At 75.0% G+C, this 20,271-nt stretch carries 19 protein-coding genes; 7 read left to right on the top strand and 12 right to left on the bottom strand.

The features are described 5' to 3' along the window. The first annotated feature begins 38 nt into the window (after window positions 1-38). Both V3N99_07255 and V3N99_07250 read left to right on the top strand, forming a co-directional pair. Window positions 39-698: an alpha/beta fold hydrolase gene (locus V3N99_07255; protein ID MEO3936543.1), complete on the top strand. Its 660-nt coding sequence runs from the start codon at window positions 39-41 to the stop codon at window positions 696-698. Between the two features lie 161 nt (window positions 699-859). After that, a complete protein-coding gene (locus tag V3N99_07250) occupies window positions 860-3,241 on the top strand; it encodes a hypothetical protein (protein ID MEO3936542.1) in 2,382 nt (793 codons plus the stop codon). A gap of 9 nt (window positions 3,242-3,250) precedes the next feature. Here V3N99_07250 and V3N99_07245 read toward each other — a convergent pair whose 3' ends face one another. After that, the gene (locus tag V3N99_07245) at window positions 3,251-5,674 is read right to left on the bottom strand and encodes a glycosyltransferase (GenBank protein ID MEO3936541.1); all 2,424 of its coding nucleotides are present in this window, start codon (window positions 5,672-5,674) and stop codon (window positions 3,251-3,253) included. Next, window positions 5,671-6,801, bottom strand: coding sequence for a glycosyltransferase (locus V3N99_07240; GenBank protein ID MEO3936540.1), 1,131 nt, complete (start codon window positions 6,799-6,801; stop codon window positions 5,671-5,673). The genes V3N99_07245 and V3N99_07240 overlap by 4 nt, the downstream gene beginning before the upstream one ends. Before the next feature lie 174 nt (window positions 6,802-6,975). On the opposite strand from V3N99_07240, the gene V3N99_07235 reads away from it, so the two are divergent. Continuing rightward, window positions 6,976-8,070 (top strand): glycosyltransferase family 4 protein, encoded by a 1,095-nt coding sequence (locus V3N99_07235; GenBank protein ID MEO3936539.1) that lies wholly within the window; start codon window positions 6,976-6,978, stop codon window positions 8,068-8,070. Here V3N99_07235 and V3N99_07230 read toward each other — a convergent pair. Both V3N99_07230 and V3N99_07225 read right to left on the bottom strand, forming a co-directional pair. Next, the gene (locus V3N99_07230) at window positions 8,000-8,914 is read right to left on the bottom strand and encodes a glycosyltransferase family 2 protein (protein MEO3936538.1); all 915 of its coding nucleotides are present in this window, start codon (window positions 8,912-8,914) and stop codon (window positions 8,000-8,002) included. The genes V3N99_07235 and V3N99_07230 overlap by 71 nt on opposite strands. Beyond that, window positions 8,911-9,945 carry a glycosyltransferase gene (locus V3N99_07225; GenBank protein MEO3936537.1) on the bottom strand — a complete coding sequence of 345 codons (1,035 nt, stop codon included), beginning with the start codon at window positions 9,943-9,945 and terminating at the stop codon, window positions 8,911-8,913. Before V3N99_07225 ends, V3N99_07230 begins: the two co-directional genes overlap by 4 nt. Before the next feature lie 308 nt (window positions 9,946-10,253). On the opposite strand from V3N99_07225, the gene V3N99_07220 reads away from it, so the two are divergent. Beyond that, complete coding sequence (locus V3N99_07220; protein MEO3936536.1) at window positions 10,254-10,538, top strand: ANTAR domain-containing protein; 285 nt, start codon at window positions 10,254-10,256, stop codon at window positions 10,536-10,538. 27 nt (window positions 10,539-10,565) lie between these two features. Here the strand turns inward: V3N99_07220 and V3N99_07215 are convergent, their stop codons facing one another. The 3 genes from V3N99_07215 to V3N99_07205 are packed head-to-tail and all read right to left on the bottom strand — an operon-like array spanning window position 10,566 to window position 13,399. After that, a complete protein-coding gene (locus tag V3N99_07215) occupies window positions 10,566-11,402 on the bottom strand; it encodes an FAD:protein FMN transferase (protein ID MEO3936535.1) in 837 nt (278 codons plus the stop codon). After that, window positions 11,399-11,893 carry an FMN-binding protein gene (locus V3N99_07210; protein ID MEO3936534.1) on the bottom strand — a complete coding sequence of 165 codons (495 nt, stop codon included), beginning with the start codon at window positions 11,891-11,893 and terminating at the stop codon, window positions 11,399-11,401. The genes V3N99_07215 and V3N99_07210 overlap by 4 nt, the downstream gene beginning before the upstream one ends. A gap of 60 nt (window positions 11,894-11,953) precedes the next feature. Then, window positions 11,954-13,399, bottom strand: coding sequence for a ferredoxin reductase family protein (locus tag V3N99_07205; protein ID MEO3936533.1), 1,446 nt, complete (start codon window positions 13,397-13,399; stop codon window positions 11,954-11,956). Between the two features lie 157 nt (window positions 13,400-13,556). Here V3N99_07205 and V3N99_07200 point away from each other — a divergent pair, with 157 nt between their 5' ends. Continuing rightward, window positions 13,557-14,663 carry an NAD-dependent epimerase/dehydratase family protein gene (locus tag V3N99_07200; protein MEO3936532.1) on the top strand — a complete coding sequence of 369 codons (1,107 nt, stop codon included), beginning with the start codon at window positions 13,557-13,559 and terminating at the stop codon, window positions 14,661-14,663. A gap of 32 nt (window positions 14,664-14,695) precedes the next feature. On the opposite strand, the gene V3N99_07195 is transcribed toward V3N99_07200, so the two are convergent. Both V3N99_07195 and V3N99_07190 read right to left on the bottom strand, forming a co-directional pair. Then, window positions 14,696-15,868 carry a HAMP domain-containing sensor histidine kinase gene (locus V3N99_07195; protein MEO3936531.1) on the bottom strand — a complete coding sequence of 391 codons (1,173 nt, stop codon included), beginning with the start codon at window positions 15,866-15,868 and terminating at the stop codon, window positions 14,696-14,698. Next, window positions 15,861-16,568, bottom strand: coding sequence for a response regulator transcription factor (locus tag V3N99_07190; GenBank protein MEO3936530.1), 708 nt, complete (start codon window positions 16,566-16,568; stop codon window positions 15,861-15,863). Before V3N99_07190 ends, V3N99_07195 begins: the two co-directional genes overlap by 8 nt. 121 nt (window positions 16,569-16,689) lie before the next feature. On the opposite strand from V3N99_07190, the gene V3N99_07185 reads away from it, so the two are divergent. After that, complete coding sequence (locus V3N99_07185; GenBank protein MEO3936529.1) at window positions 16,690-17,340, top strand: glycosyltransferase family 2 protein; 651 nt, start codon at window positions 16,690-16,692, stop codon at window positions 17,338-17,340. After that, on the top strand, window positions 17,337-18,722 hold the full coding sequence (locus V3N99_07180; protein ID MEO3936528.1) for a DUF2064 domain-containing protein: 1,386 nt from the start codon (window positions 17,337-17,339) through the stop codon (window positions 18,720-18,722). Before V3N99_07185 ends, V3N99_07180 begins: the two co-directional genes overlap by 4 nt. A gap of 21 nt (window positions 18,723-18,743) precedes the next feature. On the opposite strand, the gene V3N99_07175 is transcribed toward V3N99_07180, so the two are convergent. From V3N99_07175 to V3N99_07165, 3 genes are read right to left on the bottom strand one after another with little or no spacing between them, the layout of a single operon-like run. Then, window positions 18,744-19,079 (bottom strand): hypothetical protein, encoded by a 336-nt coding sequence (locus V3N99_07175; protein MEO3936527.1) that lies wholly within the window; start codon window positions 19,077-19,079, stop codon window positions 18,744-18,746. Next, the gene (locus V3N99_07170) at window positions 19,076-19,651 is read right to left on the bottom strand and encodes a molybdopterin-dependent oxidoreductase (GenBank protein ID MEO3936526.1); all 576 of its coding nucleotides are present in this window, start codon (window positions 19,649-19,651) and stop codon (window positions 19,076-19,078) included. Before V3N99_07170 ends, V3N99_07175 begins: the two co-directional genes overlap by 4 nt. 28 nt (window positions 19,652-19,679) lie before the next feature. After that, the gene (locus V3N99_07165) at window positions 19,680-20,240 is read right to left on the bottom strand and encodes a hypothetical protein (GenBank protein MEO3936525.1); all 561 of its coding nucleotides are present in this window, start codon (window positions 20,238-20,240) and stop codon (window positions 19,680-19,682) included. Between the last annotated feature and the right edge of the window lie 31 nt (window positions 20,241-20,271).

The raw sequence follows: 20,271 nt of genomic DNA, 5'->3' as shown, positions 1-20,271 counted from the left end.
TCCGGCGCGGCGTCAGGAGCACCCGCGAACATAGGCCCATGGGACAGCGACCGACCGACACCAGCCCGCCCTCCCGATCACCGGCCGGGGCCCGACCGCGCCTCGTGGCGGTCAACGCCCCGACCGCCCCGGAGGCGGTGGTGCTGGTGCTGCACGGCGGGGCCTCCCGCGGTGCCGGGTCGACGGTCAGCACGACGCAGCTGTCGGTGCTGCGGATGGTGCCCGTCGCCCGTCGTCTCGCGCACGCCGGTGGCGGTCGGATCGTCGTCCGGCGACTGCTCAACTCCCACCGGGGGTGGGACCCCGGCCAGAGCCCCGTCGACGACGTGGTCTGGGCGCTCGACCAGACGAGGCAGCAGCACGGCGACCTGCCCGTGGGCCTGGTGGGTCACTCGCTGGGCGGGCGGGCGGCCCTGCTCGCGGGCGGCTCGCCCGGGGTGCGCAGCGTCGTCGCGCTGAACCCCTGGGTCGACGACGAGGACGACGCCGACCTCACGGGGCGTCAGGTCCTCGTCGTCGTCGGCGACGAGGACCGGATCGCTTCTCCCCGCAGGGCGGTCAGGGTGGCCAACCGACTCGGGCGACGTGCGTCCGTCGACGTCGTCACCGTGGTCGGGGGCAAGCACGCGATGCTCCGGCACGGGCGGGCGTTCGAGAAGGCAGCAGCCGACTTCACCCAGCGCACCCTGCTGGGCTGACATGCCAGCTCTGCTGGTGATCCGGTGATTTCCGCCCTTTCGACCCTCGGCGGTTGATATCGTCACGAGTGGGCTCCCACTGGGGAGTCGGAGCCCGCCCGACCGCGATGCGCGGTTGGCACGTGTGCTCCGGCCCCGGCCGGTCCCAGGGGGTAGCAACCATGTCCGTCGTCGGGCTCACCAGCATCCGTCGTGTGCTCGTCGTCGGCTGCGCCGCGGCGCTCGCCGCCTCGGCACTCGTGGCGGGGGCGCCCACGTCGGGCGCCTCGGCCCCCTCCCTCGTCGCGCTGCCGGCGGGCCCTGCGCTCTCCACCACGGCCGACACGTCCTTCTCGGGCACCAACGGGCGCGTCACCGACATCGTCAGCGACGGCACCTCGGCCTGGGTGGCGGGAGCCTTCGACTACGTCGGGCCCACGACCGGCCGGGGCGTGCTCGTCGACGGTGTCTCGGCCGCGCGCCTCTCGTCCGATGCCATCCGCGCCGACGGCCCCGTGCGGGCCACGGCCGCCGACGGCTCCGGCGGCTACTACCTCGCGGGGTCCTTCGCCCGCATCGGCACGACCCGGCGCAGCGGCCTCGCCCACGTGCTCGCCGACGGCACCCTCGACCAGGCCTTCGCCCCGGTCGTCGTGGGTGACGTCTCGACGATCGGGGTCGCGAGCGACCGCCTGGTCATCGGTGGCACCCTCACCTCCGTCGGAGGGGTCGCCACCGGGGGGCTGGCTGCGCTGGCTCTCGACGGCACCCTGGTCCCCGGATGGGGTGCCGGCACCGACGGCTCGGTCAGCACCCTCGACGTCGTCGGCGACACGGTCTACGTCGGCGGGGCCTTCACCTCGGTCGCCGGAGCCCCGGCGGCCAACCTGGCCCGCGTGCGGCTGCTCGACGGGTCGCGCGACCCCTCGTTCGCCGCCACGGCCAACGCCCCGGTGCGGGCGATGGACGTCGCGGCCGGCGCCACCCGCGACCTCGACCTCGTCTACGTCGGTGGCGAGTTCACCTCCGTGACCGCCCAGGGTGTCGCCCGGCCCCACGTGCGGATCGCGGCTCTCGGTGGCCTCGGCAGCGACCGCAGCTGGGGCACCAACGCCTCGGGCACCGTGCAGTCCATCGCCGTGGCCCCCGACCGCTCGAGCATCCTGGTCGGTGGGGCCTTCCTGACCGTCAACGGCGTCGCCAGGGTGCGGGTGGCCCGCCTGCAGACTGCCGGAGCGCTCCTGCCCTTCGACGCGCGGCTCGACGGCTGCCACGCACCACACACGACGCAGTACACCTACCAGCTCGCCCCCTGCACGACCGAAGTCAACTCGGTCTCGTGGTCTCCGACGGGCGACAAGATGTACGTCGGTGGGGTCTTCACCTTCTCGCAGGGCCTGACCCGGCACGACGCCGCCGCCTACACCACGGCCACCGGTGGGCTGACCGCGTGGGCGCCGCTGCCCGGCTCGCGCGTGCGCACCATGACGGCCATCCCCAGCGGGGTCCTGCTCGGCGGCGACTTCACCAGCGTCGGCGGCGCCATTCGCCGGGGACTGGCCAAGATCATCCTGGCCACCGGCAAGGTCGATCCCGCCTTCCGCGCCGACGCCAACGGCATCGTCCTCGACATCGAGCTGGACGCCGCCCGCACGGGGCTGTATCTCGGTGGGGCCTTCACGACCGTCGGTGGCCTGGCCCGCAGCAACGTGGCGGTCGTGTCCCCGGCCACCGGTCGGGTGGGAGTCGTCTTCGCCACCCCGGTCAACAAGCCGGTCCTGACCCTCGCGGTGCGTGGCGGATCGGCCTACCTCGGTGGCCTCTTCACCACCGTCGGCACCGTCGCCCGCTCCCACGCGGCCCGGGTCTCGGCCTCCACCGGCCGCGCCGATGCCTGGGTGGCCAACACGATCGGCGTCGGGGCGACCCAGCGCGACGGCGGCGCCGTCACCTCGCTGGCCGTCACGGCGGGCTCCTCGCGCGTCTTCATGGCCGGCGGCTTCACCTCGGTCAACGGCTCGACCGTCACCGGGGGGATCATCGTCGTCTCCGGCACCTCCGGGTCGGTCGTCTCGTCACGGCTCGGCGGGGTGCAGCGCTGCGGCAACATCTACGGCATCAACAAGGTCTACCTCAGCCCCGACGGTCTGCGGCTCTATGGTGGCGACCTCTGCCCCGACGACGTCTACCAGTGGGACGCCTACAACCTCGCCGCCGTGAAGGCCGACGGCCTCAACTGGCGCACGTCGTGCAACAGCGGCATGCAGGGGCGGCTCGAGATCAACGGCCACTTCTACTACGGCACCCACGGTGGCGACCGGGGTCTGGGCGGCTGGTGCTGGACCTCGCCGAGTGACCAGACCAAGCTGACCCAGCAGCGGATCTTCGCCTTCGCCGCCGCTGACGCGTCGGTGCTCGGCTGGGCGCCCGAGTTCGACTCGCCCATGGGGGTCTGGGCCTACGCGGCCGTCCCGGGCGGGCTGCTGGTCGGTGGCGACTTCACCATCGGCGGTGACCGCAGCGTCGTCCAGCAGGGCCTCGCCCTCTTCCGCGGCACGCCCTGACGCAGGTCCTCAGCGCCGCATCGACCCGGCCCCACGGCGGAGCGCCGCGAGCTCGTGGGCCAGGTCGACCGGTCGGCTGGGGCGCGGGGCCGCCCGGTCCACCGCACCGAAGAGCCGGGCCGACAGGACGGGCTCGTCCTGCCCGAGCCGAGCGGCCCAGCGCCTGGTGCGGCGGGTGGACCGGCTCGACTCGAGCCGCCCCGTGGGCAGACCGACCACGCCGTGGGCCGCAGTCAGCTCGACGAGCTCGCTCAGACCGGTCACCCGCGCCGGGGCGTCGAGGTACAGCACCGCCAGCGCCCCGGCCAGCACGTCGGGCGGAGGCACGCCCGCGGTGACGCGTCGGTCGCCGAGCAGGGCCACGGTGCCCGCTGCGTCGGGGTGGTCGACCCAGATGCCCGCGTCGGTGTCGCCGGACAGGGCCGCACGGCTCGTGGCGAGGACCTCGACCGGGTCGGCGAACCCGAGCACGACGACGAGGGCCGGCCGGTCCCACTGCCCACCGCCGCGGGCCTTCGGGTCGGGCAAGAGCGCGGCGAGGGCCAGGGTCTCGAGGTTCTTCACCTCCCGCGCCGCCGCCGGGTCGCTCACGCGCTCGCCCCACTCGGGCCCGTCGTGCCAGGCCACGGCGGCGGGGACGTGGGCGAGGACCGCTCCCGCCGCATACGCCCGATGGGCCAGCTGCCAGTCCTCCCCCCCGTAGGAGGAGAAGCGCTCGTCGAAGCCGCCCAGCTCGGTGAGCAGGTCGCGGTGCAGGGCCATGACGGCGGAGATGACGTAACGGTGGCTGCGGCTGTCGACGTCGAGCAGGTCGCGGTGCTCGCGGTAGCCGTCGCGCAGCCAGGTGGGCTCGGTGAGCTCGCGCGGTGGCGGCCCACCGCGGGTCAGCCACGCCCGCAGGCGCGCCGGTGACCAGCCGCCCAGGTCGGCGTGCCGCCGCCGGCCGACCGTGAGCGCGTCGGGGAGCAGGGCAGGCAGCCGGGTGAGTGCCCGCAGGTAGCCCGGCTCGGGCACGGTGTCGCCGTCGAGGAACGCCACGACGTGACCCTCTGCCGCCGCCGCGCCGAGGTTGCGGGCGGCCGCGGCGCGGAAGCCGGCCCGCTGCTGTCGCACGACCCGCACGTCGAGACCGCCGGCGGCGCGGGTGTCGGGCAGCACGCGCGACCCGTCGTCGGCGACGACCACCTGCAGGCGCGTGGCCGGGTGGTCCTGCAGCGTCAGGGCCGTGAGCACGAGGTCGAGGTCGGCTTGGGCCTCGTGGTGCGGCACCACCACGCTGACGGTGGGCGCGGTGTCCGGCCGGCGCCCGTCGAGCAGGTCCCAGCGGTTGTCGGGCACGACCCAGCGGTCGCCCCCCAGCGGGAGGGCAGCCGGCGGAAGGCACGCGGCCAGGTGTGTCGCGTAGGCGCGCGCCACCTCTCGCGTGTCCGGCCCCGTGCGGGTGCCCGGCGGCAGCCAGGTGAGCGAGGGGTCGACGACCGTGGCCTCGATCTCGCGCCTCAGCGCGCCGGGCGCGTCGGCGTCGTAGAGGCGCAGGGCGCCCGGCCACCGCGCCGCCAGCTCCCGGGCGTATGCCGTGTCGGGCACCAGCGGCCGGCGACCGGCCCCGACCCAGGCGGCGATCGACCCCGACGCCGCGACCCGACGGTTCGGCGCGACCGGCACCCCGGCGGCGCGCAGGGCCCCGGGCAGGTCGGCATCGGCGACGAAACCCGTTGTCCTCATCAGGTGCCCGGTGCGGGCGGCCAGCTCGGCCAGCTGCTCCGGCAGGTCGTCGTGACCCTCGGACGGGCGGCCGAGCGCGACGAGGTCGACACCGGTCGGCAGCTCGGCAATGGTGTGCTCGTAACCGCGGTCGGGGAAGACGAAGCCCAGCACGGTGACGTCCGACGGTCGGTCACCGGCTGTCGCGTCGGCGCGGCGCGTGGCGTCCTCCACGGCGTCGGTCATCGACGACGGCACGGGCAGCGGGATGCACCGCAGGCTCCTGGCCGTCACCGACAGCTCCTGCGCGAGCTCGAGCTCGCGCCAGCTGCTGACGACGACACCGGTGGCGTGCGCGACGACCCCGCGGTAGGCGGTGCGTCGCCGCTGCTCGAGGGCCGAGTCGCCCACGGGCAGGTCGTGCAGGGTCACCGAGAGCGACAGCCCGCGCTGCAGCACGGGCTCGGTCAGGGCGGCGAACGCGGCCAGTGCCTGCTCCGCCCGTCGGCCGAAGAGCCGGTCGGTCCACGGCACGTGCACCACCCGCGCGGTGCCGAGCTCGTCGTCGGTCAGTGGTCGCGGGGCCGGCAGTCGCAGCACCCAGTCACCGCACGCGTGCCCCACGAGCTCGCCGTGGAGCACGACGCCGTGCTCGTCGGGACCGACGACGACGTGCAGGGTGGCCGGGTCAGCGGTCGGCGTCGGAGAGCCCGGGGTAGGTGACGTCACGCCCGGTCCCGCGGGTCGGGTCCGTGGTCTCCCACCGGGGCCGGCCGCCGTGCGAGCACCGCGGCATACACCTCGGCGTGGGTGGCCACTGCGCCGTCGCGCTGTCGCAGGCGGCCGTCGCGGTCGGCCGCCGCCGGTGGCGGGTCGCTCACGGCCCGGGCCACGGCCCGCGACAGCGACTCGTCGTCGAGGCCCTGCTGCTCGTCGTGGTCGTAGGGGTAGGCGGCCGCCCACTGCTCGACGTAGTGCCCGCAGGAGGGGGCGACCACGCGGGTGCCGAGGTCGCGGGCCAGCTCGAGCCACCCCGAGTGCGTGCCCCAGCGGTGGGGGAGCACCGTGACGTGGCTGCGCCGCACGTAGCGCTCGAGCTGGAGGTCGTCGTAGCGGTCGTGCACCGCGACCTCGACCCCCCCGACCCCCTCGACCCCTCCGACCCGCTCGACCGATGCGAGGGCGGCGAGGCCCTCGAGTCGGGGGTCCTCCACGACGTCCCGGTGCACGTCGACCCTCAGCCGGCCACCACCGAGCGCGGCGCCGACGGCAGCCGCGCGCACGAGCCGCATCGGCTCGATGAGGTTGGTGCGCAACGACTTCAGGTGCATCGTGACCAGCCCCGGCTCGGTCGCGACGTCGTCCGTGCGTCCGGGGTCGACCAGCGTCGGGTGGGGGACGACGGTCGCCGTGCGGCCGTAGCGCTCGCGGATCTCGTCGGCCGCCCCCGGCGTGAGGGTGATCACAGCCGCGGCGCCGCGCACGAGCTCGGTCAGCACGGCGTCGTGCCGACGGGGGTCGAGGTGGTGCGGGTTGCGCAGGTCGTGGACCGTGAGCACGAGGGGCACCCCGGCGTCGACGAGGGCACGCAGCCAGGCCCGGGCCGTGGGAGCCGTGAGGTGGTCGAAGCCGAAGTGCAGGTGCACGACATCGGCGTCACGGACCCACGCGGCCACGGCCTCGGGGTCGAGCGCGGGGTCGGGTGCCCAGCCCACGGTGCGGTCCTCGGCGACCCGGCTGGTCGCGGGGGGCCGCACGGCGTCGACGTAGGGGTGACGGGCGGGAACGCTCAGCAGGCGCACCGCCTCGGACCGCGCCCGGGCGTGCGGGTGATGGAGCGTGGGTGAGGGAGGCACCGGGTCTGCATACCCGTTGCTGGCGGGGCGTGCACCCTCGTGCCCCGTGGTTGCCGCACACCCCGCCGGGGTATGGAGGAGCCGGGCCCGACGTGCGGGACCCGGTGGACGGGAGGGTCGTCGCGTGATCGCGGTGTGCGGGTGGTGGTGGTGAGCAGCGGCCAGGGGTCTTCCTTGCGGATCGCGGTGATCGGCCCGTCGCGCTACCCCGTGACCCAGCCCTTCGCCGGAGGTCTCGAGGCGCTGGTCTGGCACCTGGTGCACGGGCTGCGGAGCAGGGGCCACCACGTCACCCTCTTCGCGGCGGAGGGGTCCGACGGCGGTGACCCCGAGCTGTCGTTCCCGGCGGCCCGCTGGCACCCCAGCGCGACGGCGGCCGGTGACGTGTCCATGCCGGCCCCCGACTTCATCGGCGAGCACCACGCGCACCTCGACCTCATGCTGGCGCTGGGTGGGCGGTTGCGCCACCGCTTCGACGTGGTGCACAACCACTCGCTGCACTACCTGCCGCTGGCGATGGCCCAGACGCTGCCCCAGCCCGTGCTGACGACCCTGCACACGCCACCGACACCGTGGCTCGAGTCGGCCGTGGCGGCGGCGGGGCAGCGGGGGTCGTCGTCCTTCAGCGCCGTGAGCGGCTTCCTGGCGCGGCAGTGGGAGAGCCTGCTGGGGCCCGTCGACGTCGTGCCCAACGGGGTCGACTGCCGGGTCTGGCGCCCGGGCCCGGGGGGTGACGACCTGGCCTGGTCGGGGCGGATCGTGCCCGAGAAGGCGCCGCACCTCGCCATCGAGGCCGCCCACCGGGCCGGGCGACGGCTGGTGCTCGCGGGGCCGGTGCAGGACCAGGGCTACTTCGACGACCGGGTGCGCCCCGCCCTCGGCCCCGACATCGCGTATGCCGGGCACCTCACCTCGGCCGAGCTGTCGACCCTCGTCGGCTCGTCGGCGACAGCGCTCGTCACCCCCGTGTGGGACGAGCCCTTCGGCCTCGTCGTCGCCGAGGCGCTCGCGTGCGGCACCCCCGTGGTGGCCTTCCGCCGCGGTGGCGTGCCCGAGGTGCTGTCGTCCCCGCTGCTCGGAGAGCTGGTGCCCCCGGGCGACCCTGTCGCGATGGGGGAGGCCGTCGACCGGGTGGCGCGTCTCGACCGCGGGCTCGTGCGCTCCTGCGCCGAGGCCCGGCTGTCCCGGTCGGCGATGGTCAGCGGCTACGAGCAGCTCTATCGCCGGCAGCTGTCAGCATCCACCGCGCGGGAGTCCCTGCTCGCGTGACGAGGCCCGCGTCGGCGAAGGCGTCGAGCCACCCGCCCATCGGGTAGAAGCCCCAGCGTCCCTCGAAGCGGTTGCTGTTGCGCACGATGTCGGCCAGGTGGCGCACCGGTGGGCTGTCGACCTCGTGGTGCTGGTGGTGGGCGACGGCTCCGGCGACCCACCAGAGGGCTCCCCCGGCCCGCTCGAGGAGCATGGCGAAGTCGGTGTCCTCGCCGCCGTAGCCGCGGTAGCCCTCGTCGAAGCCCCCGATCTGCTCCCAGGCCGCGCTGGTCACGGCGAAGGAGAGCGACCAGAAGAGCAGCACGTCATCAGCCCGTACGGGGTCGCCGGGCGCGACCCGCGGTCGCGCCGGGTGGGGCGTCGACGCGGCGAGGTCGGCGGCGGCGTACCCGCCGGGAGAGCGGGGTGGGAGGTAGTGCACGGGGCCGGAGACCACGGCTGGCCCGGGAGACCCAGCAGACCCGTTGGTGGGTTCGAGGCGGTCGAGGTGGGCGAGGGCGTCACGGTAGGTGCGCACCAGGTCGGGGGAGGGCAGGCAGTCGACGTCGAGCACGACGAGCACGTCGGCCCCGGCCCCGATCGCCGCAGCGGCGGCGGCGTTTCGAGCTGCCGCCAGGGGCAGGGTCCCTCCCGTGGTGGGCACGTCGACGACCACCGTGCGACCGGCGACGCCGTCGGCCGCGGCGACGACGTCACGGATCTGCGGGTCGTCCATCGCGGCGACGACGTAGAGGTCGGGCCGCAGGTCGCTGCGGAGCAGGGCCCTGAGCTGGCCGGCCAGGTGGTCGTGGCGTCCGTGGGCGATGGTGAGGACCGCGACGACCGGGTGGGCGGGGCGCGTCATGCCGCGCACCGGGCCGCGAGGGCGTCGAGGTGGTCGGCGAGCCGCTGGGCGCCCTGACGGTCGCTCCAGCGTGACCACGGAGTGGGTGGGGAGGTGCGGCGTGCCTCGAGAAGGCCCGGCCACTGCGCGTCGGCCGGCCAGTCGCGCTCGACACCCACGATGCCGAGGCTGGCGAGCGACCGGGCCAGCCGGTGCTGCTCGTCGTGGGGGCGGGGCTGGGGCAGGACGACGGCGGGTCGCGTTGACGCGGCGACCTCGGCGAGGGCGTTCTGCCCGGCGTGGGTGACGACCACGTCGGCCGACTGGAGCCGGGCCCACACCTCGTCAGCCCCCAGGCCCTCGCACGACGACCAGTGCCAGCCGGGGGTGGCCTGCTGGGCCGCCAGCAACCGGGCCCGCGTCCCGGGCGACCGCCCGGAGCCCCACAGCACCGTGACGTGCCGTCCCCCCGGGGGTGGACCGGGGGTCAGGTGGTCGAAGCGGGAGAAGGCCCCGGCATACGTCGTCCGCTCCCGCCACTGCTCGCGCAGGCCGGTCACCGGAGCCTCGCCGGCGAGGGGGGGCCAGGCCGCCACGAGGGCCGAGGCGGCGTCGTAGGCCAGCTGGTGGGGCCGGTCCGTGCGGTCACCCGCCATGAGGGTCACGGCGGTGGGCACCCCGAGCAGGCGCGCGAGCAGGGTCACCTCGACCGAGACGTCGACCACGAGCAGGGGCGGCCGGTGGGTGCCGATCCACTGCGCCAGCGTCGCCATCCGGTCGCGGTAGCCGGCGTGGCCGGTGGGCGCCCAGTGGAGCGCTCCCCCCGCGGTGTGGTCGATCCCCCCGGGGGCCGCGTCGTCGGGCAGGTCCACCCACCGGTCGGCCGGCCAGTGCGCCGGGCGGGGCGCCGAGCTGAGGATGGTGACGGGGGTGCTCATCGACGCGGCGACCAGGACGGCTCGGGTGACGTGGCCGGCCCCGCTGTGGTGGGCGTACCAGCCGACCGGCTGCCGCGCGCCCACGGGCGGAGACGCGGGATGGGGGGAAGGCATGAGGGCCCTTCGTCTGAGGCGGGCTGGCGCAGGTGGCGGGTTGGCGCAGGTGGCCGACGCCGACGAGGACCCTGGGGCCGGAGCTCGCTGCTGAACCCCGGCCCGAGGGGCCTCCCTCGACTCCTACCCATCTGGCGTGGTCGGCAAAGGCCATCGGCAGGAAAGAGTCAGCAACGGATCCAGCCCGGGCCACGGACCAGGGGTGCGCCATACTCGGGGCGTGCAGACCACCAGGTGCGGGCGAGACCCGGGCGCAGCCGCGCCCGGGGGGCTGACCGAGCCCCAGCCGGGCTGACGGACCGACGGCCATGCCCTCCGCCAGCCGGTCCGTGCCCCCGGACGAGCTCGAGACCGCACAGGTCGACGCCCTGCGGGTGATGACTGCGGACGAGCTGTGTCACGAGGTCGTCACCCTGCGGCGGGCGGTGGTCTCCAACCGGCAGATCGGGGCGTCCGTGGGCGTGGTCATGCACGAGCGGGGGCTCGGCTACGACGAGGCGCTCGCCCTGCTGCGCCGGCTCAGCCAGGACACCAACGTCCCCCTGGTGCAGGTGGCCGAGACCGTGCTGCGGCTCGGGCACCTCGGGTCCTGACTCGGTGAGGGCTCGGTCCTGCGTCGGTCAGGGCTCGGCGTCGGCCCTTCCGCCGAGGCGCTGGGTGCTGCCGTCGGGGCGCACCACGAGTGCTGCGTGCTCGGGGCGAGCGGTGAACCACGGGGCCTGGCCACCGGCGGCGAGCAGTGCGGTGGCGTCGACGTCGGCCCACATCAGGCGTGGTCCCACGACGGTGGCCGACAGCAGGCTCGCCGCGGGTGACCCGGTGCGCGGGTCGAGCACGTGCAGCCCACGGGCCGCCGTGCCTGACGTCGCGACGGCCCCCACCCGCATCGGTAGCTGCAGGAGCAGCGAGGTGCGCTCGCGCGGGTCCTCGACCCCGACGACCCAGTCGGGGGTGTCGGTGCGGGCGCAGGTGAGCGCGACGTCGCCCCCGGCGACGACGAGCACGTCGTGCGCACCGAGGGGGCGCAGGTCGGTCTGGAGGGCCTCGAAGGCCTCCTGCACGGCCCAGCCCTTGACCAGGCCGGTGGGGTCGAAGACCGGTCGACCATCTCGTGGGAGCCAGGCCGAGAAGGCTCCGTCGGTGCGCTGCGACGCCTCGTGGCACAGGGCGGCCACGAGGCGCAGCCGGGGGCTGGCGTCCGCGACGGGCAGCTGCCCGCGCTGCACCCGGCTGACCTCGCTGTCGGGACGGTAGGTGCTGAACTGCGCGTCGTCGGCGCGCAGGCGGGCGAAGGCGCCGGTGACCGCGGCGGTGGCCGCGGCGTCACGGGCTCGCGGTCCGCGCACGTGGATGCTGACGGGCAGGCCCATGACCTGCTCGACGTGGGCCGACCGGGGCAGGACGTCGTCGACCGGGGCCGGCCCGGGGCCCGTCGCGGTCGTGGGTGGGGCCGTCACAGGTGCGCCTGGTCGAGGGCCGACTGCAGCGAGCTGAGGTAGCCCTCGCTCGTCACCGTCGCCCCCGAGATGGCGTCGATCCGGGCGCTCTGGGCCGTCACCGCCGCCTCGGAGAGGATCGGGAGCGCGTAGGCGTTGATCTCCTGGTCGCGGGGGTTGGCCTGCGGGAAGACGATCGCCTCCGACTTCGTCACCTTGCCGTCGGTCACGGTGATCTGCACCTGCACGTCGCCCCAGCGGGTCGCCACCGAGTCACCGGTGAAGGTCCCGGAAGTCGCGGCACCGGAGGCCGCACTGGTGCCCGAGCTCGTGCCCGAGCCGGTGGAGTTCGAGCTGGGGGTGCTGGGGCTGGCCGCGTCGGTGCCGCTCGAGCCGCCGGGGACCGGGACCGAGGAGGCTTTGGCGGTCACGGAGCTCGTGCTGGTGTGATAGCTGAAGAGGAGCACCAGGGCGCTCAGGGTGCTCATCGCGGCGATGACGATCCGTCGCATGTCATTCTCCTGGGAAGATGTAGACGGGGAAACAAGAGGGAGCGGGGCCGGGCGCGCCGGTCACCAGGTGAACCGCTCCTCGTGGATGGCCTGCTCGGGCACCCCGGAGTCCCGCGCTGCATCGTGGGCTGCCTCCATCCACTCACCCGAGCCGCAGAGGTAGACGTCGCGCTGCGCCACGTCGGGCACCAGCTCGGTGAGGGCGGCCACGTCGGTGAGGGCGGCGGCGCTGCGGGGGAGCCAGGACCGTCGTCCCGGGATGCGCGGTCCGAGGACGTAGACCACCCGGGCGCCGCGCTCGGCCGCGAGCGCCTCGATCTCGCGCTTCAGCACGAGCGAGCCGGTGTCTCGGGCGCGATAGAGCAGGGTCACGTCGCCAGGCTCCTGCGGTAGTGCCTCCAGCAGGCCGCGCAGCGGCGTGACCCCGATGCCCGAGGCCATCAGCAGCACCCCGGGTCGGGTGCGCACCCCGGCATGCAGGCGACCGTAGGGCCCCTCGATCGCGACCCTGGTGCCCACGCGGACCCGCCGGAGGGTGCCGCTGCCGTCGCCGAGGTCCTTGACCGTGATCCGCAGCGTGTCGTGGCCCGGGGCAGCCGACAGCGAGTAGGGGTGGCCACGAGTCCAGCCGGAGCCGTCGAGGAAGCGCCAGGTGAAGAACTGCCCGGCGGACACCGGCAGCCGGTGCAGGTGACGCCCGCGCATGGTCACCGAGACGGTGTCGCGGCTCTCACGCGTGACCGCGACGACCCGCAGGTCGTGCACCAGGGTGCGGTAGACGGGCACCACGACCCGCCAGACCAGCACCGACCCGGCGGCCGCGATCCACAGCGACCACCAGTAGAGCGTCGCCGTCGTCGAGGTGAGGAACTCCTGGCCGGACCACAGCTGGTGCGGCAGGGCCAGCCCGACGCCGAGGTAGGCGTAGAGGTGGAGCAGGTGCCACGACTCGTAGCGCAGCCGGCGGCGCGCCCGGCGGATGCTGGTCACCGTGACCATCACCATCAGCAGCGCACCCGCGAGCGCGAGCAGCATCCCGGGATAGGTGACCAGGAGGTCCCACGTCTCGGCGAGCACGCCGGTGCGGGCGGTGGCGGCATACCCGAGGGTGATGAGCACGATGTGGGCGACCATCAGGTTGAACGACCAGAAGCCGACGAGGCGGTGGCGTCGTGCCAGCTCGTCCTGGCCGTAGGACTGCTCGACCCAGGGGATGCGGGCCATGAGCAGCACCTGGACGAGCAGGAGGTCCGAGGCGACCAGGGCGGTGACGCGGCCGAGGCTGGTGAGCCCGGTGGCGTAGCCGGAGAGGTCGCTCAGGCCGCCGCCGCGCACCCACAGGGCCACGACCACGAGCATGCTGAGCCAGGTCAGCGCGCCGGTGGTGTCGCGCCACCAGCGCGGCACGACGTGCACGCGGTGACGGGGGGTGGCTGGGGTCGTGGGGCGTGGGGCGGGGACAGCCCAGGAGGTGTCGGGCCGAGGTGGCTCGGCGGTCGTGGTCATGACGGGCTCCTGGGCTCCTCGGGCGGCGATGCAGTCAGTGGCGGACCGCTTCGGGGCGTCCTGCGTCACCACTGTCCCGCTCGCGCCTAGGAGCATCCTGTGAACGCACCATGGCCGGGGTGGGAGTGGCGCGAGCTCCGCTGGCTAGGCTCGCGGGGTGCCGATCGAGACCGCCCCGCCCGTCGTCGTCACCGGAGGTGCCGGGTTCATCGGCACCGCGGTGGTCGACTGCCTGCTCGCCCGGGGTCGCGAGGTGGTCGTCGTCGACTCCCTGCGGGCCGACGTGCACCGCGACGCAGGTGCTGCTGCCCGGACCCGCTTGCAGGGCAGGGGAGTCCGACTCATCGAGCTCGACGTGCGCGACCGGTCCCCGCTCACCGAGGCGCTGCGCGGGGCCGGTGCGGTGGTCCACCTCGCGGCCAAGGTCGGCCTCGGTGTCGACCTCTCCGACATCGACGACTACGTCTCGAGCAACGACCTCGGCACCGCCGTCCTGCTGCGGTCCGCCGCCGACGCCGCCGTGCCCGTCGTCGTGCAGGCCAGCTCGATGGTCGTCTACGGCGAGGGCCGATACACCTGCCCGACCCACGGCGTCGTCCCCCCCGGGCCGCGCGTGGTCGACGACCTCGCGGCCGGGCGCTTCGAGCCGCCGTGCCCGTCGTGCGGGCGGGCCCTCGCCCCCGGTCTCGTCGACGAGGACGCCCGCCTCGACCCCCGCAACACGTATGCCGCGACCAAGGTCAGCCAGGAGCACCTGGCCGCTGTCTGGGCGCGCGAGACCGGCGGCCGCGCCGTCTCGCTGCGGCTGCACAACGTCTACGGCCCCGGCATGCCGCGCAACACCCCGTATGCCGGGGTGGCGGCGATCTTCCTCTCCGCCCTCGCCCGCGGGGAGAGCCCGCGGGTCTTCGAGGACGGCGGGCAGCGTCGCGACTTCGTGCACGTGCGTGACGTGGCCTCGGCCTTCGTCACCGCGGTCGAGGCCGCGGAGGCGGACGGAGGGGGTGGCGCGGCACACCGGCTGGGCCCGCACACCGCGCTCAACGTGGGCTCGGGTGTGGTGAGCACCGTCGGGGACATGGCTCGGGCCCTGGCCCGCGCGGCCGGCGGCGAGGACCCGGTGGTGACCGGCGGCTACCGCCTCGGCGACGTGCGCCACATCACCGCCTCGAGCGGGCGCGCCGCCGAGGTGCTCGGCTGGCGCGCGGCGACCCCCCTGCAGGAGGGCGTCGTCGACCTCGTGCGCGAGGCCGGCCTCCTCTGACTGCCTGAGGGCGGAACAGAGGGGTCAGGGTGTCAGGCGGGGGAGGGCTCGCCGGGCAGCACCAGGGCGAATCGGCACCCGCCGGGCACGTTGGCGACCCCGATGGTGCCGTGGTGGGCCTCGGCCACGCCCTTCGCGATGGCCAGGCCCAGGCCGGCGCCCGCGTCGGTGGTCGTGCGGCCCGGGTCGGCGCGCCAGCCGAGGTCGAAGACGCGGTGCAGGTCGGCTTCGGCGATGCCCCCGCACCCGTCGGTGACAAAGAGCGCGATGCGGCCGTCGGGTCGTCGCGCGGCGTCGAGCAGCACCTCACCACCGGCGACGGTGTGGCGCACGGCGTTGCCGACCAGGTTGCTGAGGGCGCGGGCGAGCTCGTCGGAGTTGCCGAGCACCGCGAGGCGGTCGTCCTCGGGCGTATGGAGACGCAGCCGCACGCCGCGGCCCGCGGCGTGGGCCGTGAGCTCACCGACGACGTCGTGACTGAGCTCGACCAGGCTAACCATCGAGCGCCGCACGCTCTCGGGCGCCGGCCCCGCCCGCAGGCGGGAGACCTCGAAGAGGTCGGTGACGAGGCCGCTCATCCGCTCGACGGTGAGCCGCACCTGCCGCAGGGCGGCGGGCTGGTCGTCGATGACGCCGTCCTCGAGTCCCTCGGCGAGGGCCCGCAGCCCGGCCAGCGGGGTGCGCAGGTCGTGCGACATGAAGGCGACGAGCTCGCGCCGGCTGTCCTCGAGCCCACGCGCGCGCCGCTGGGCGTCGGCGAGGCGGTCGCGGGTGGCGTTGAGCTCACGGGCCAGGCCGGCGAGCTCGGCGGGAGCCGGGGTCATCGCGGCGCCGCCGTGGGCCACCCGGGGGGAGGCGTCGGTCGCGTGGTCGTCGCGCTCGCCGCCGAGGTCACGCAGCGCCGTCGTGAGGTCGCGGGACGAGCGGGCGATGCCGCGCCCCAGCACCACCGCGAGGGCCACCGCGATGAGCACCGCGCACCCGAGGGCGACGAGCACGGCCGTCGAGTCGTCGGCCGAGAGGAACATCAGGCGCACGTTGACCAGCACGGCGACCGAGACCGCCGCGAGCGGCACGAGGGCGGCGACGACGATCGAGGTGAACAGGGAGCGGGCGTGCAGCACCCGGAGCGCGCCGGCCCCGAGCCCGAAGGTCAGGAGGCAGACCAGGGCGGTGACGCCGGCGATCTGCAGCAGGTCACCCACCGCTGCTCACCTCACCGTCGAAGCGGTAGCCCGAGCCACGGACCGTCACGACGTGCCGCGGGTCGGAGGGGTCGGTCTCGACCTTCTCGCGCAGTCGCCGCACGTGCACGGTCACCGTCGAGGTGTCGCCGAAGTCCCAGCCCCACACGCGCCGCATCAGCTGCTCCTTGCTGAAGACCTCACCGGGGTGGGTCATCAGGTGAGCCAGCAGGTCGAACTCGCGGGGCGTGAGCACGACCGGCCCGGCCCCGGTGCTGGCGGTGCGGGCCCCGAGGTCGAGGGCGAGCGGCCCGCTGACCAGCCGACGGGGCAGCAGCGCCGACGAGCCGAGCCGCTCGCCGCGGCGCAGCAGGGCCTGGACCCGCCCGACGACCTCGCGGGGGCTGTAGGGCTTGGTGACGTAGTCGTCGGCCCCCAGCTCGAGCCCGAGCAGCCGGTCCTCCTCCTCGCCCCGGGCGCTGAGCACGACGACCGCGGCGTGGTCGTCGGCTTCGCGCCGACGACGCAGCACGTCGAGCCCCGACATGCCGGGGAGCATCACGTCGAGCACGACGACGTCGGGCCGGCGCTGGGTCCACTCCAGCAGGGCCGAGGGCCCGTCGGTCGCGACCGCGGGATCGAACCCGGCCTGGCGCAGGTAGGCGACGAGCACGCCCGTCACCGTCGGGTCGTCCTCCACGACGAGCACGCTGGCGACCATGGCCCCAGCCTAGGGTGCGCGGCGCACCGTGACCGGCCGACCTGGCTCGGTGGCGACACCCGTAAGCGTCCCGTGAGCGGTCGGGCGTGCGCAGGGGGGCGCCGCCGCATACGGTCGGGGTGTGACCGTCGTCGATGTCGTGCTGCCGTGCCTCGACGAGGCACAGGCGCTGCCGTGGGTGCTCGGGCGGATGCCGTCGTGGGCCCGCCCGATCGTCGCCGACAACGGCTCGGTCGACGGGTCGCCGGAGGTGGCTCGCGCCCACGGGGCGCGCGTGGTCGACGTGCCGATGAGGGGGTACGGCGCCGCCTGTCACGCCGGCCTCGAAGCCGCCACCAGCGACCTCGTCGCCTTCATGGACGCCGACTCGAGCCTCGACCCGGTCGACCTCGCCCGCCTGCTCACGGCCCTCGAGAGCGGCGCCGACCTCGTGGTGGGCCGCCGCCGGCCGATCGGCCGCGGGGCCTGGCCCTGGCACCTGCGCCTGGCCAACGCGGTGGTCGCCCACCGGCTGGGCCGGCGCACGGGCCTGCGCCTGCACGACATCGGCCCGATGCGGCTGGGGCGGCGGGCCGACCTGCTGCGCGTGGGCATCACCGACCGACGCTCCGGCTACCCCCTCGAGACCGTCGTGCGCGTGGCGGAGGCGGGGCTGCGGGTCGTCGAGGTCGACGTCGACTACCACCCGCGGACGGGGCGCTCCAAGGTGACCGGGACCCCCCTCGGCGCTGCCCGTGCCGTGCGCGACATGAGCAGGGTGCTGGCCCGATGACGGCACCCGTCACGGCGGTCGTCGTCGCCGGCGGCGGCGTCGACCGTCCGGGGCCGGCCGCCGCGCGGCGCGCTGGTGATGCCGTCGTCGGCGCCGACCTGGCCCGCGAGGTGCCGCACACCGTCGTCGTCATCGCGAAGTCACCCGTGCCGGGCCGGGTCAAGACCCGTCTGACCCCGACGTTCTCGGGGGCGGAGGCGGCGGCGCTGGCCGCCGCCTCCCTGCGCGACACGCTCGACGTCGTCGGCGGCGTGGGCGCGGTGCGGGTCGTCGTCGCGTGGGACGGACCTCCGGTCCCGTGGCTGCCCGATGACGCCGAGCGCATCGGTCAGCGCGGTGGCGGGCTGGACGAGCGGCTCGAAGCGGTCTTCCACGACCTGCTGGCCGACCTGGCCCCGGGGCTCGAGCGCCCGACGCTGCTCGTGGGGATGGACACCCCGCAGCTGACGGCCGACCTGCTGACCCGCTGCTGGCAGGGCGCCGACGCGGTGCTCGGGTTGTCGCAGGACGGCGGCTACTGGGCGATCGGCTTCCGCCGGCACGTGCCCGGCGCCATTCTCGGGGTGCCGATGTCGACGGAGACGACCGGTGAGGAGCAGCTGCGTCGGCTGCGCTCGCTCGGCCTGCGGGTGGCGATGCTGCCGGCTCTGCTCGACGTCGACGGGCCGGGCGACGCGGTGGCCGTGGCCGCCCTTGCACCCGACACCCGCTTCGGTCGGCTGCACCGCCGCCTGGTGGGCACCCCGTGCGACCCGGGCCACCTCTTCGACGCGGCCCTGCACGGGGTGCCGGTGCGCGTCGTCCTCCCGAGCGGCCCGGCCGGGCGCGGTCCCGTGCTCGACGTGACCTCGTGGCACACGATGAGCGAGGTCGACGAGCTTGTCGTGGCCCGGTGCGAGGCACCGGTGCTCGACGTCGGCTGCCGCCCCGGCCGCTTCGTCGCCGCGCTCGGCGAGCGGGGCCTCGCGGCCCTCGGGGTCGACATCTCCCGGGCTGCGGTGGCCTCGACCGCCCGTCGGGGGGCGACCGCCCTCCAGCGCGACGTGCACCACCCCCTGCCCGGTGAGGGCCGTTGGGGCACAGTGCTGCTCGCGGACGGCAACATCGGTATCGGTGGCGACCCGCTGGCCCTGCTGCGCCGCTGCCACGAGCTGCTGCGCCCCGGGGCGCTGGCCGTGGTCGAGGTCGCGAGCGACGACGGCGCCGACACGTTGTCCACGATCTGCCTCGAGGAGCCCCACGGGCGGCGGTCCACCCCGATACCCTGGGCCGTGGTCGGCTCCCGGCGGCTGGTCGAGCTCGCCTCCGGGGTCGGTTTCGTCGCCGTCGAGGAGTGGCGGGCCGACCACCGCGCCTTCGTCACCCTGCGCTCGCTGGGGTAGGGACACCGGGCGGGTGCGCCGCTACCGCAGCCCGCCCGTCGCCAGCAGTGGCACGGCGACGACCACGGCCGCAGTGACCAGCAGCAGCGTTGCGCGCAGCACCCGTCGCACGACGGGGTTGGCGATCGGGCGCAGCACCCCGGCGCCGAGCGCCAGGGCCAGTGGTGCGACGACGGCGTCGTGGATCACGACCCCGGCGGCGAGCCAGAGCACGACGCGCAGCCACTGGCCCACGGGCTCCACGCTGATGAAGGCGTAGGCCCCTACGAGAGCGAAGAAGATGCCGATCGCGATGAGCAGCAACCGGACTCGCTGCTCTCCGCGAGTGGCGGGGCGCCTCCCGGTCGTGGTCGTCACGCCGTCACCTCCAGTCGCCTGACCCATTTCGTCTGCAGCACGCCGGGCCGGTTGGGCGCGATGATGCGCGCCGGGTGACCGTGCTCGAGCGGCAGGCGCTGACCGCCGATCCGCAGCGCCAGCAGCGAGTCGGGTTGCGCGACGTAGGCGGCGGGCAGCATCGTGGCGCGGTAACCGCCCGACTTCTCGGCTGACTCGACCGTCACGTCGCTCGACGCACCACCGACGAGGGCCATCAGCTCGCTGACCCGCACGCCGGTCCACGAGGACGAGGCGCTCCAGCCCTCGACGCACGCGATGGGCAGCACGACGGTCGTCTGGCGCATCGCGGTCAGCTCGGCGAGCCCGAGGTCGCGCGACCCGGAAGGGCCCGACACCGTGATGCGCCAGGCGTCCTCGGCCTGCAGGGTGACCTGAGCGGCCTCGGGCGTACGGTTGACCGGGATGCCGTTGGGGCTGGTGCTGGGGGTGCGGCTGCGCAGGATCGAGAGCCGCTCGAGCCCCGGCACCGTCGACCCGACGGTCAGCAGCGCCGTGCCGCGGAGGCGTCCAGGGCGCCGCGCAGGAACCACCGGCGGTCGCCCGTCGGCGTCGACCTGGTCACCGGGCCACCTCCTGGTCGACGTCGGCTGGCGAGGTGCCCCCGTCGAGCGGTGTCGACAGCGCGTCGCGGATGACGGGCAGCTTGACCGCGATGTGCACGGCCAGAGCCCCGATCGCGATCCACGCGAAGGCGAAGTGGGTCTGGGTGAAGCCGAAGCCGAAGACGGAGTACCACTGGGCGACGTTGACGATGCCGGTCAGCAGCTGGAAGAAGGCACTCGCGACCAGCACCCCGATCGAGAGCCGCTCGAGGGAGCGCAGCGGCCCCCCGAGCAGCGGGCGCTCGAAGAGACGCGGGTAGGTGCTGTACATCTTGGCCAGCAGGAGCGGCAGGCAGGCGACGCCCGTGGTGACGTGGAGTCCCTGGCTGACCCGGAAGCCCCACTCGGGCTGGGCCGGCAGGGGCAGGAACGACACGGGGTGCTGGTGCAGGTGGCTGATCAGCCCGGTGGCGAAGCAGGTCAGGAACGCGGCTCCGAGCCACACGCCCAGGCGCGCGGTGAGCGCCGCTCCGTGCAGCGGGGAGCGGAAGTCCTCCGGGGTGGGTGGCTGGGGCATGGTGACGACGCTAGGGCCGAGAGGGCCCTCG

The organism is Dermatophilaceae bacterium Soc4.6 (assembly GCA_039889245.1).
Taxonomy (GTDB): Bacteria; Actinomycetota; Actinomycetes; order Actinomycetales; family Dermatophilaceae; genus Lapillicoccus.
Note: the sequence above shows the minus strand (reverse complement) of the source record. Positions and strands in the feature narration are given on the sequence as shown.